The 11,837-nt window shown below is 64.1% G+C and carries 8 protein-coding genes; 6 read left to right on the top strand and 2 right to left on the bottom strand.

What is annotated here, in order from left to right; genetic code table 11:
* Positions 1–29: 29 nt before the first annotated feature.
* Together AAV94_RS06825 and lysS are read right to left on the bottom strand one after the other, a co-directional pair.
* Positions 30–1,067, bottom strand: a complete 1,038-nt coding sequence (locus AAV94_RS06825; protein WP_046741565.1) for a diguanylate cyclase domain-containing protein — start codon at positions 1,065–1,067, stop codon at positions 30–32.
* Positions 1,068–1,087: 20 nt separating this feature from the next.
* The gene (gene lysS, locus AAV94_RS06820) at positions 1,088–2,647 is read right to left on the bottom strand and encodes a lysine--tRNA ligase (protein WP_046741564.1); all 1,560 of its coding nucleotides are present in this window, start codon (positions 2,645–2,647) and stop codon (positions 1,088–1,090) included.
* Between the two features lie 346 nt (positions 2,648–2,993).
* Here lysS and putA point away from each other — a divergent pair, with 346 nt between their 5' ends.
* The 6 genes from putA to AAV94_RS06790 all read left to right on the top strand — a co-directional run bounded on the left by putA (position 2,994) and on the right by AAV94_RS06790 (position 11,833).
* Positions 2,994–6,815, top strand: a complete 3,822-nt coding sequence (gene putA / locus AAV94_RS06815) for a trifunctional transcriptional regulator/proline dehydrogenase/L-glutamate gamma-semialdehyde dehydrogenase (protein ID WP_046741614.1) — start codon at positions 2,994–2,996, stop codon at positions 6,813–6,815.
* A gap of 124 nt (positions 6,816–6,939) precedes the next feature.
* Positions 6,940–8,091, top strand: a complete 1,152-nt coding sequence (locus AAV94_RS06810) for a branched-chain amino acid ABC transporter substrate-binding protein (RefSeq protein ID WP_046741613.1) — start codon at positions 6,940–6,942, stop codon at positions 8,089–8,091.
* A 98-nt stretch (positions 8,092–8,189) separates the two neighbouring features.
* Positions 8,190–9,119 carry a branched-chain amino acid ABC transporter permease gene (locus tag AAV94_RS06805; RefSeq protein WP_046741563.1) on the top strand — a complete coding sequence of 310 codons (930 nt, stop codon included), beginning with the start codon at positions 8,190–8,192 and terminating at the stop codon, positions 9,117–9,119.
* Positions 9,116–10,210 carry an ABC transporter permease subunit gene (locus AAV94_RS06800; protein ID WP_046741562.1) on the top strand — a complete coding sequence of 365 codons (1,095 nt, stop codon included), beginning with the start codon at positions 9,116–9,118 and terminating at the stop codon, positions 10,208–10,210. Before AAV94_RS06805 ends, AAV94_RS06800 begins: the two co-directional genes overlap by 4 nt.
* Complete coding sequence (locus tag AAV94_RS06795) at positions 10,207–11,073, top strand: ABC transporter ATP-binding protein (RefSeq protein ID WP_046741561.1); 867 nt, start codon at positions 10,207–10,209, stop codon at positions 11,071–11,073. Before AAV94_RS06800 ends, AAV94_RS06795 begins: the two co-directional genes overlap by 4 nt.
* Positions 11,066–11,833 (top strand): ABC transporter ATP-binding protein, encoded by a 768-nt coding sequence (locus tag AAV94_RS06790; protein ID WP_046741560.1) that lies wholly within the window; start codon positions 11,066–11,068, stop codon positions 11,831–11,833. Before AAV94_RS06795 ends, AAV94_RS06790 begins: the two co-directional genes overlap by 8 nt.
* The last annotated feature ends 4 nt before the right edge of the window (positions 11,834–11,837 follow it).

The raw sequence follows: 11,837 nt of genomic DNA, 5'->3' as shown, positions 1-11,837 counted from the left end.
CGCAGGTTCCATGCCCGTGGTTCCGGGTGCTACTGTTCGCCGGAGGCGTGACCAGCGCGCCCGGATTGCGCGCCATCGCGCACGTGCACGAAACGGTTGCGCCCGCCGGCCTTGGCCGCATACAGCGCGGCATCGGCCTGTTCGAGCAGTTCGGCTTGGCATACCTCGCTGGCGTAGTGGTCCAGCGTCACGATGCCGCCAGAAAGGCTGACGTGCGACGCCACGGGCGAAGCCGGATGCGCAATGGCCACCTCGGCCAACACGTGTTGAATGCCCCGCGCCAGCGTCATGGCGCCGGACTGGGGCGTGCCCGGCAGCACCAGCAGAAATTCCTCGCCGCCATAACGCACGGCGACGTCACGTGGCCGCATGCAGGCGCTGCGCAACAGCTGCGCGACCTGACGCAATACCGCATCTCCATGGACATGCCCAGCAGCGTCATTGAGCTGTTTGAAGTAGTCGATGTCGCAAAGAATCAGCGACAAGGGTTTCTGCTCGCGCAGCGCGGCACCCAGTTCCACGGTCAGAATGCGGTCCAGTCCGCGCCGGTTGGTCAGCTCCGTCAAGGGGTCGATCTCGACCAGCTGCTCCAGCAATGTATTGGCCTGGCGCAACGCAGCGCCCGTGACCTCCAGTTGGCGGCGCGTATGCTGCAGACGCTGCATCGCCAGCATCTTGGCCGCAAGAATGGTGGGTGAGACGGGCTTGGCGAGATAGTCGTCGCCTCCGGCGAGGATGCCGTCCCAGATGGCTGCTTCGTCATCCAGGCTGGAGACCAGAACAATCGGCGTCCATGCAGGGCTGTCTGCCTGCCGCTCGGCGGCGCGGATGCGGCGCAGCAGGTCCAGGCCGCTGCAGTCGGGCAAGATGACATCCAGCAGTACCAGGTCCGGCTGATGGGCATTGAAGATCAACTGCGCCTGTGCGCCGGAGCCCGCCTCCCACACGTGGGTAGCACCAACGTTGTGCAGCATCTGCACCATCGCCTGGCGCAGGGCGTACTGGTCCTCGACGACGAGCACGGTCATCGGCTGCAGGACGGGGCGCGATGACGGCTGCTGCTTCATGGTGTGGGAGCGGCGCGCCTTCAGCGCTCCTGCTGCTGGCGGCGCAGGGCCGGGAAAAGGATCACGTCACGGATGCTGGGGCTGTCGGTCAGCAGCATCATCAGCCGGTCGATGCCGATGCCGCAGCCTCCCGTCGGCGGCATGCCGTATTCCAGCGCCCGCACGAAGTCGTGGTCGAAATACATGGCTTCGTCGTCGCCGCTGTCCTTGGCCTGCACCTGGGCATTGAAGCGCTCGGCCTGGTCTTCCGCATCATTGAGCTCGGAAAAGCCGTTGGCCATCTCACGACCAGTGATGTAGAGCTCGAAGCGCTCGGTCACTTCCGGACGCTGGTCGTTGGCACGGGCCAGCGGGGAGATCTCGGTCGGGTGCTCCATGATGAACGTAGGCTGCCAGAGCTGCTGTTCGACGGCTTCCTCGAACAAGAGTACCTGCAGATTCGCCAGCGAGCGGCCCGAGAGCTGATGCTCCTGCTCACTGAGACCGGCCTTGCGCAATTGCTGCAGCAGCCAGTCACGCTCATCCACGTGTTCGCCACCATCGCAGTGGGCGCGGATTGCTTCACGGATGGTCATGCGCGCAAAGGGTTGTGCCAGATCGACCTCCTTGCCCTGGTAGCTCAGCTGCAGCTGGCCCGCGGTCTGCTGCGCGGTGTGGCGCAACAGCGCCTCCGTGAAGTCCATCAGATCCAGGTAATTCCAGTACGCCGCATAGAACTCCATCATCGTGAATTCCGGATTGTGGCGCACCGAAATGCCTTCATTGCGGAAATTGCGATTGATCTCGAACACGCGCTCGAAGCCACCGACGATCAGGCGCTTGAGATAGAGCTCGGGCGCAATGCGCAGGAACATTTCCTGATCCAGCGCATTGTGATAGGTCACAAACGGCTTGGCATTGGCGCCGCCTGGAATCGGGTGCAGCATGGGGGTCTCGACTTCGAGAAAGCCGTGTTCAACCATGAAGCTACGGATGGCGTTGACGCCCTGGCTGCGCTGGACGAAACGCTGACGCGTCGTCTCGTCGGTTATCAGATCGACGTAGCGCTGGCGGTACTTGAGCTCCTGGTCGGCCACACCGTGAAACTTGTCGGGCAGTGGGCGCAGGCTTTTCGTCAGCAGCCGCAGCGTCTCCACCTTGACGGAGAGTTCGCCGGTTTTGGTCTTGAACAACAGGCCTTCGGCGGCCACGATGTCACCCAGGTCCCAGCGCTTGAACTGGGCATACAGCGCCTCTCCCACGGCATCGCGGGTGATGTAGAGCTGGATGCGCCCGGTGGCGTCCTGGATGGTCGCGAAGCTGGCCTTGCCCATGATGCGCTTGAGCATCATGCGCCCGGCAATGGACACCCTTAGGCCTTCGGCCTCCAGCTGTTCGGGCGCAACACTGTCGTACTGCGCGTGCAGGGGCTGCGCACGATGCTGCGGACGGAAGTCGTTGGGGAACGCAGCTACGCCTTGCGCCTTTGCGGCCTCACGGAGGGCCTGCAGTTTTTCGCGCCGTTCGGCGATCAGCTGGTTTTCTTCCTGGGTGCCAAGAGGTACCGTTTCCGAAATGGGGGAGGGGGTTTGCTCAGACATGCGCGAAAAAGCCCGTCACTTCAATGAGTGCAAAGCGCACCATTCTAGCGTTGTGCGTCTGTATTGCGCGTGTCGGCACTGGCGCAAAAACCTGTTCGCGCCCATTCATTCCGCTTTGAGGTCGCGGCAAACCATGCGGAGGCCATCAGCTCGCTGGCATCTGGTCCCCGTTGTAGGGCGGCTGGCGGCGTGTCTGCACCGCTTTGGGGTGTTCGCTGCTGGCGTGTGGTGCCAATGGCATCGTTGTCATCCGTAACGGTAGTACTTGTTCATCGGCAGGGTTAACCATCATTGCTAATTAGGTTAACTTATTGCCCAATGGCATGAAACCTGCTTGGGCATTGCCATGACAACCACCACATTGGGCATCAAGGTCGACGAATCTGTGCGTGAGCGCCTGCGCGCTGCAGCGGCGCGGTTGGGATGCACGCCGCACTGGTTACACAAGCAGGCGCTGCTTGCCTACATCGAGGCGATCGAGAAAGGAGCGTTGCCGGCAGAGCTGGCCCACTTCGATGGCGATTGCGCACGGGGCGGAGAAGGCGCTCCAGCATGGACGGAAAGTCGCACGCCGTTCTACGCATTCGCGCAGGATGTGCAACCTCAGTCCGTATTGCGCGCGGCCATCACCTCAGCCTACCGCCGCCGGGAAACCGATTGTGTGCCGCAGCTGATCGAAGCGGCCCGCGCCTCGGATCAGGTGGCCGTGCGGCAATTGGCCACACGGCTGGTTGAGGGCCTGCGCAGCAGGCGTGCCCACCAGAGTGGCGTGGAGGCTCTGGTGCAGGAGTACGACCTCTCCAGTCAGGAAGGGGTGGCGCTGATGTGCCTGGCCGAGGCCCTGCTGCGCATTCCGGACAAGGCAACCCGGGATGCGCTGATCCGCGACAAGGTCAGCCAGGGGGACTGGAAGACCCATGCGGACTCGCCCTCGATCTTCGTCAACGCGGCGACTTGGGGGCTGATGCTGACGGGCAAGCTGGCGGCAGTGCACAGCGAGAAAACGCTTGGCAATGCACTGACCCGTTTGATTGCCAAGGGCGGCGAGCCGCTGATCCGCCAGGGTGTGAACGCCGCCATGCGCATGATGGGCGAGCAGTTCGTGACCGGGCAAACCATTGCGGCGGCGCTGGCGGCCAGTCGCAAGTGGGAAAAGCGCGGGTTTCGCTATTCCTATGACATGCTGGGCGAGGCGGCCGTTACTGAAGACGATGCGCTGCGCTACCTGCAGTCCTATGAGCAGGCCATCCACGCCATTGGCCAGGCGTCCGCCGGACGCGGCATCTACGAAGGTCCGGGCATCTCCATCAAGCTTTCGGCCTTGCATCCGCGCTATTGCCGCGCACAGCGCGAGCGCGTCATGCAGGAGCTCTACCCCAGGTTGCGCCAGCTGGTACTGCTGGCACGGCGCTACGACATTGGCCTGAATGTCGATGCGGAGGAGGCCGACCGGTTGGAGTTGTCGCTGGACCTGCTGGAGCGGCTGTGCTTCGAGCCTGAGCTGGCCGGCTGGAACGGCATCGGCTTTGTCGTGCAGGCCTACCAGAAGCGTGCCCCGTTCGTGCTTGACTATCTGATCGATTTGGCGCGACGCAGCCGCCACCGCCTGATGGTGCGTCTGGTCAAGGGCGCCTACTGGGATAGCGAGATCAAGCGCGCGCAAGTCGACGGGCTGGAGGACTATCCGGTCTACACCCGGAAAGTCCACACCGACGTGGCCTACCTGGCCTGCGCCCGCAAGCTGCTGGCCGTACCGGACGCGGTGTTCCCGCAGTTCGCCTCGCACAATGCGCATACGTTGGCATCCATCTATCACATGGCTGGGCAGAACTACTACCCCGGCCAGTACGAATTTCAATGCCTGCACGGCATGGGCGAGGGTCTTTACGAGCAGGTCGTGGGCCCGGTGGCCGAGGGCAAGCTGGGGCGCCCCTGCCGCATCTATGCGCCGGTGGGCACCCATGAGACCCTGCTGGCCTACCTGGTGCGTCGGCTGCTTGAAAACGGCGCCAATACCTCGTTCGTGCACCAGATCGGGGATGCTCGCATTCCCGTCGAGCAGCTGGTGGCCGATCCGGTCGAAGCGGCGCTGGCCCTGCAGCCTGTCGGGCAACCACATGCGCGCATTCCTTTCCCTGCAGAACTGTATGCGCGCCAGCAGCGGCGCAATTCCGCCGGATTGGACCTGAGCAACGAGCAGCGCCTGGGCTCGCTGGCGGCCGCGCTACTTGCCAGTGCGCAGACGCCCTGGCAGGCCGAGCCGGGCTGTGCTTGCGACGACGCGCTGCCGTGGCAGGAAGTGCGCAACCCCGCTGACCGCATGGACTGCGTGGGGCATGTGCGTCTGGCCACGCCGCAGCTGGCGGCGGCAGCTGTCGAGCGGGCACGCGCTGCCGCGCCGATCTGGCAGGCCACGCCCGTGGCCGAGCGCAGCCGCATCCTGCAGCGCGCCGCCCAGCTGCTGGAAGAAGGGATGCAGCAGCTGATGGGCCTGCTGGTCCGGGAGGCGGGCAAGACCTTCGCCAACGCGATTGCGGAAGTGCGCGAGGCGGTGGATTTCCTGCGCTACTACGCGCTGCAGGCCGAGGCTGCGCAGCGCGACCGCGACACCGACGATGCGCTTGAGCCCCTGGGCGTGGTGCTGTGCATCAGTCCCTGGAATTTCCCGCTGGCCATCTTTCTCGGCCAGGTCAGCGCAGCATTGGCTGCCGGCAATGCCGTGGTCGCCAAGCCGGCCGAGCAGACCAACCTCATTGCCGCGCAGGCGGTCGACCTGCTGCACCGCGCGGGAGTTCCGCGCGATGCGCTGCAGCTGGTTCCCGGCGAGGGGGAAACCGTGGGTCAGGCGCTGGTGGAACATGCCGGCGTCGACGCGGTGGTGTTCACGGGCTCGACGCAGGTGGCGCGGGCGATTCAGCAGCGCCTGGCGCAGCGCCTGTCGGACAAGGGCAAGCCGATCCCGCTGATTGCCGAGACTGGTGGCATCAATGCCATGCTGGTGGATTCGTCGGCACTGGCCGAGCAGGTTGTGCTGGATGTGCTGACCTCGGCCTTCGATTCGGCCGGGCAAAGGTGCTCTGCGTTGCGCCTGTTGTGCGTGCAGGAGGACTGCGCCGAGCGCGTGCTGGAGATGCTGCGCGGGGCCATGCAGCAGTTATATGTGGGCAATCCGGACCAGTTGAGCACGGACGTCGGGCCGGTCATCGATGCCGGTGCACGGGCAGATATCGAAGCCTATGTGGCGCAGATGCAGGCGGCCGGGTTTCCAGTGCAGCGCCTGGAGCTGCCTGCGGAGTGTCGGCACGGCACGTTTGTTGCGCCTACGTTGATCGAGGTGCGCGCGGTCGGCGACGTACAGCGCGAGGTGTTCGGCCCCGTACTCCATGTACTGCGCTACGCGCGCAGCGAAGTGGATGCCGTGCTGCAGGCCATCAATGCGCTCGGCTACGGGCTGACCTTTGGCGTGCACACGCGCATTGACGAGACCGTCACCCAGGTCACCCGTCGCATCCGCGCCGGCAACCTCTACGTCAACCGCAACATTGTGGGCGCCGTGGTCGGGGTGCAGCCCTTCGGCGGTGAAGGGTTGTCGGGCACTGGGCCGAAGGCTGGAGGGCCGCTGTATCTGCCGCGCTTCTGGACCGAGGCCTTGCGCACCGAATCGCGTGCCGGGCCGGAATGGGTGCTGGAGCAGTGGCAGGACCTGGAGGGGCCGACTGGCGAGCTCAACCGCTATGGCGTGTGGCCGCGCGGGCAGGTCCTGGGCGCGCCCAGGACGGTGCTGGGACTGCAGCGCCAGTGGCAGGCGTGCCAGCGCTCGGGCAATACGCTGCTGCTGCGCGACGATGCTGCGTTGCGTGCACTGGTGCAGCAGGCTGCTTTGCCGCAGGCTGCTGACGGCGCGGTGCGTATCGCATGGCTGTCGCGTGAACAGTATGCGGCAAGCTCCTTTCAGCAGGCGTTGTTCGAGGGGGACCCCGATGAACTGCTGGCATTTCAGCAGCAGCTGGCACAGCGTCCGGGGCCGCTGGTCGGGGTGCAAGGCCTGACGCAGGAAGAACTGCGCCAAGGTGCCTGCTACGCCCCCGAGCGTCTGGTGAGGGAAGTCGCGCTCAGCATCAACACCGCCGCGGCAGGCGGCAACGCCAGCCTGATGATGATTGGTTGAGCCGCATGTCCGTATTTGCTCCGTATCATCGCAGCCTTTTTTTCCGCGAAACTGTGGCGTGCTTTCCGCGCACCGCGTTTTCATCCTCTCTGCTCACGAGCAGTCATTGCACAAGGAGATCGTCATGACCCCTACCTTCAAAAAACTCGCCGGCAGTATTGCATTGGCCTGCGCAGCAGTTGCCAGCGCGGCCGCACAGGCTGAAACCGTGGTGAAGTTCGGCTTTGCCGCGCCCCTGACCGGGCCGCAATCGCACTACGGCGAGGACATGCGCAATGGCCTGTTGCTGGCCATCGAGGAGGCCAACGTCAAGGGCATCATTGTCGATGGTGAAAAGGCGCGCTTCGAGCTTGTCTCCAAGGACGATCAGGCCGACCCGCGCATCGCCGTGCAGGTGGCACAGCAAATCGTCGACGAGGAGGTGCACGGCGTGCTGGGCCACTTCAACTCGGGCACGACCATTCCCGCCTCGCGCGTCTATAACGATGCCGGTCTGCCGCAGATCGCCATGGCCACCTCCCCGGAATACACGCAGCAAGGCTACGACACCACCTTCCGCATGATGACCAGCGACACCCAGCAAGGCGCTGCAGTGGGCGTGTTCATGGTCGAGGACCTGGGTGCCAAGAAGGTGGCGCTGATCGATGACCGCACCGCCTATGGCCAGGGGCTGACGGACCAGGTCGCAGCCGCCGTCGAGCGCTCGGGAGGCACCATCGTCGCGCGCGAGTACACCACCGACAAGGCCAACGACTTCACCGCAATTCTCACGAACATCAAGGCGCGTGAGGCCGATGCGATCTTCTTTGGCGGGCTGGATGCGCAGTCCGGCCCGATGCGCCGCCAGATGGCCACGCTCGGGATTGACATCCCGCTGGTCTCGGGCGAGATGACGCGCAGCGAGACCTTCCTGCGCCTGGCAGGCGACGCCGCCAACGGCACCTACGCCTCGCTGGCCGGTGTACCACTGGACTCGATGGCGCAGGGCGAGAAGTTTGCTGCCGACTACAAGGCACGCTTCAACACAGAGCCGGGCGTGTATGCGCCCTATGCGTATGACGGTGCGTGGAACATGATCACCGCGATCGAGCAAGCCGGCACCGCCGACCCCGGCAAGTATCTGGAAAAACTTGCGAACCTGCAGCGCAGCGGTGCCACCAGCGAGCACATTGCCTATGACGAGAATGGTGATCTCAACGAAGTGGCCGTGACCATCTACGTCGTCAAGGACGGCCAGTGGGAAATGGTCAAGACCATGGTCAACTCCGCACAGTAAAACTGCCCGCACAATGGCGCCCTTTGCGCGGTGCGGCTGCGCGCGGCACCGTTGCCGGCGCCGTGCGCAGTCAGCTTCTACCCCATCACGGATCGCCCATGGACACCTTCATCCAACAAATCATCAACGGCCTGACGGTCGGCAGCGTCTACGCGCTGGTGGCGCTGGGCTACACCATGGTCTACGGCATCATCGGCTTGATTAACTTCGCGCATGGCGATGTGGTCATGGTGGGGGCTATGGTGGCCACCAGCGTAGCCCTGGCGCTGGTGGGCGCGGGTTCTGCGCCCTCGGTGCTGCTGGTGCTGCTGATGGCATTGCTGGCGGCCATTCCCGTCTGCATGGCCGTTGGCTGGACCGCCGAGCGTTACGCGTACCGCCCACTGCGACGCGCGCCCAGGCTGGCGGCGCTGATCACGGCCATCGGTGTCTCCATCATCATCCAGAACCTGGCGATGATGTACTGGGGCCGCAACTACCTGAATTTTCCGCATGTCATCGAGCCGGTGATTTTCCAGCTGGGGCAGGCGCGCATCAGCCTGCTGCAGATCGGCATCATTGTCAGCGCTTTGCTGATCATGGCCGCGCTGCTGATGGTGGTGCTCAAGACCAAACTCGGCACGGCCATGCGTGCGACGGCCCAGAACCGCGAAGTGGCCGGGCTGATGGGGGTGAACATCAATACGGTGATTTCTGCCGCATTTCTGATCGGCTCGGCGCTGGCGGCCGTCGCGGGCGTGATGATTACCGCCTACTACGGCGTGGCGCAGTACACCATGGGCTTCATGCTTGGCCTCAAGGCATTCACCGCGGCCGTGCTCGGCGGCATCGGCAACTTGCCCGGTGCCATGCTGGGCGGACTGTTGCTGGGACTGATCGAGGCATTGGGCGCAGGCTACATCGGTGATCTGACCGGCGGATTTTTCGGCAGCCATTACCAGGATGTATTCAGCTTCATCGTGCTGATTGTGGTGCTGATTTTCCGCCCTTCGGGGTTGCTGGGTGAACGCTCGGGAGATCGCGCATGAATACGCACATCGCTGCTGAACAGGCTGCAAGGATTCCCGCCAGAATCTGGGTGGGGGCGGTGCTTGTGGGAGCGGTCCTGCTGGTGCTGCCGTTCGCGCTGGGCGAACTGGGCGGGCAGGGCTGGATCCGCATCTTCAACTTCGCGTTGCTGTATGTGATGCTGGCGCTGGGACTGAACATCGTCGTGGGCTTTGCTGGCCTGCTTGATCTGGGTTACATCGCCTTTTATGCCGTGGGCGCCTATGTGTGGGCGATGCTGGCCTCCCCGCATTTTGGCCTGCATCTGCCGTTCTGGATCGTGCTGCCGCTGGGCATCGCGCTGGCGGCACTGGCAGGCGTGATGCTGGGCTTTCCGGTGCTGCGGCTGCGCGGTGACTACCTGGCCATCGTGACGTTGGGGTTTGGCGAGATCATCCGCATCTTCATGAACAATCTGGATGCGCCGGTCAACATCACCAACGGCCCCCAGGGCATCAACCGCATCGACACGTTCAGGATCGGCGAGTTTGCTTTCGGGCGTACCGAGACGATACTGGGCTTGCGCATTACTGGCCCGGAGAAGTACTACTACCTGCTGATGGCGCTGGTGCTGGCAATCATCTTCATCTGTGTGCGCCTGCAGAATTCGCGCATTGGCCGCGCCTGGGAGGCAGTGCGCGAGGACGAGATCGCTGCCAAGGCCATGGGCATCAATACCCGCAACATGAAGCTGCTGGCCTTTGCGATGGGCGCCAGCTTCGGTGGCGTGGCGGGCAGTCTGTTTGCCTCCATGCAGGGGTTTGTCAGTCCAGAAAGCTTCGGCCTGCAGGAGTCGATCGCGATCCTCTGCATGGTGGTGCTGGGCGGCATGGGGCATGTGCCCGGTGTCATCGTCGGCGCGTTGCTGCTGTCGGTGTTTCCGGAGGTGCTGCGCGCCACGGTCGTACCGCTGCAGCAGAGCATTTTTGGCGGGGTGGTGATTGATCCCGATGCCATTCGGATGCTGCTGTTTGGTCTGGCACTGGTGCTGGTGATGAATTTCCGCCCGGAAGGGCTCTGGCCTTCGGCCGTGCGCAAGCGTGAGCTGCGTGCCGACAAGGAGCGCGCATGAATCAGGGCATTTCCACTACCCCCGTGAGTGCCGGACAGCCGTTGCTGGTGGCGCAGGGGCTTTCCAAGCGCTTTGGCGGCGTACAGGCCCTCAAGGATGTGAGCTTCACCATCGAACAGGGTGAGATCTTTGGCCTGATCGGGCCCAACGGTGCCGGCAAGACCACGCTGTTCAACGTGATGACGGCACTGTACGTGCCGGATGCAGGCAGTTGCCAGTTCCTGGGGGCAGACCTGACGCGCTTGCAGCCGCATCAGATCGCCCAGCACGGACTGGCGCGCACCTTCCAGAACATCCGCTTGTTCAGAAGCCTGAGCGCGCTGGAAAACGTCATGATCGGGCAGCACATGCGCACGCGCGCTGGTGTGCTGGGTGCCATCGTGCGGGATCGTCGCACACGCGCGGAAGAGGCGCGCATTGAGGCGCGTGCCATGCAGCTGCTCGACTATGTGGGCATTGCCCAGCGTGCCAATGAGGTGGCGTCGGCGCTGTCCTATGGCGATCAACGCCGTTTGGAGATCGCCCGCGCACTGGCGACCGAGCCGACGCTGCTGGCACTGGATGAGCCGGCTGCCGGCATGAATCCCTCGGAAACGCAGGTGCTGCGCACGCTGATCGAGAAGATCCGCGCCGATGGCATCACCGTCTTGCTGATTGAACACGACATGAAACTGGTGATGAACCTCTGTGATCACGTGCTCGTGCTGGAGTACGGCCAGGTGCTGGCCTTTGGTCGGCCCGAGGTGGTGCAGCGCGACCCACGGGTGATCGAGGCCTATCTGGGGCAGGGAGCCGCCGCTGAGCTAGGGGTTGCCGCTGGCGATGCGGAGTCTGGCCGTGGAGAGGGGGTCCCCCATGCATGACGTCCATCATGCGCCTGCGGCTGTCGGCCCCGAAGCTGCAGCGGCAACGGCGCCGCTGTTGGCGCTCGGTCAGGTCGATGTTGCCTACGGTGGCATTCGCGCGGTGCGTCAGCTGGACTTGCACGTCGACAAGGGAGAGCTGGTATGCCTGATTGGCGCCAATGGCGCAGGCAAGAGCACCACCTTGCGCGCTATCTGCGGCCTGGTGCCGGTTGCAGGCGGCAGCATTCGTTACCGCGGTGAGCCATTGGCCGGGCAACCCGTGCACACGCTGGTGCGCAAGGGCCTGGTGATGGTTCCCGAAGGGCGTGGCATCTTTGCGCAGCTGACCATTGAGGAAAACCTGCTCATGGGCGCCTACACGCGTGAGGACAAGGCTGTCGTGCTGCGCGACACGGAGCGGGTTTACACCATGTTCCCACGCCTGGCCGAGCGCCGACGCCAGACTGCAGGCACGCTCTCGGGCGGGGAGCAGCAGATGCTGGCAATGGGGCGCGCCATACTCTCCAGACCGGAGCTGTTGCTGCTGGATGAACCCACGATGGGGCTGGCGCCCATCATGGTCGAGAAGATCTTCGAGGTTGTGCGTAGCATTGCCGCCGAGGGCGTGACCATTTTGCTGATCGAGCAAAACGCCAAGCTGGCGCTGGAGTTGAGCCAGCGAGGCTATGTGATGGAGTCCGGCGAGGTCATCCTGCAGGGGCCGTCACGCCAGCTGCTGCACGACCCGAAGGTGCGCGCGGCCTATCTCGGCGAGTAGTGCT

The organism is Lampropedia cohaerens, assembly GCF_001005215.1.
Lineage (GTDB): Bacteria > Pseudomonadota > Gammaproteobacteria > Burkholderiales > Burkholderiaceae_C > Lampropedia > Lampropedia cohaerens.
The sequence above is the reverse complement of the archived record's forward strand: the minus strand, read 5'-3'. Positions and strand labels throughout refer to the sequence as shown.

Excerpts from the sequence above, each read along its gene's own strand:
- AAV94_RS06825 (WP_046741565.1), bottom strand. The coding sequence starts at position 1,067 with ATGAAGCAGCAGCCGTCATCGCGCCCCGTCCTGCAGCCGATGACCGTG.
- lysS (WP_046741564.1), bottom strand. The coding sequence starts at position 2,647 with ATGTCTGAGCAAACCCCCTCCCCCATTTCGGAAACGGTACCTCTTGGC.
- putA (WP_046741614.1), top strand. The coding sequence starts at position 2,994 with ATGACAACCACCACATTGGGCATCAAGGTCGACGAATCTGTGCGTGAG.
- AAV94_RS06810 (WP_046741613.1), top strand. The coding sequence starts at position 6,940 with ATGACCCCTACCTTCAAAAAACTCGCCGGCAGTATTGCATTGGCCTGC.
- AAV94_RS06805 (WP_046741563.1), top strand. The coding sequence starts at position 8,190 with ATGGACACCTTCATCCAACAAATCATCAACGGCCTGACGGTCGGCAGC.
- AAV94_RS06800 (WP_046741562.1), top strand. The coding sequence starts at position 9,116 with ATGAATACGCACATCGCTGCTGAACAGGCTGCAAGGATTCCCGCCAGA.
- AAV94_RS06795 (WP_046741561.1), top strand. The coding sequence starts at position 10,207 with ATGAATCAGGGCATTTCCACTACCCCCGTGAGTGCCGGACAGCCGTTG.
- AAV94_RS06790 (WP_046741560.1), top strand. The coding sequence starts at position 11,066 with ATGCATGACGTCCATCATGCGCCTGCGGCTGTCGGCCCCGAAGCTGCA.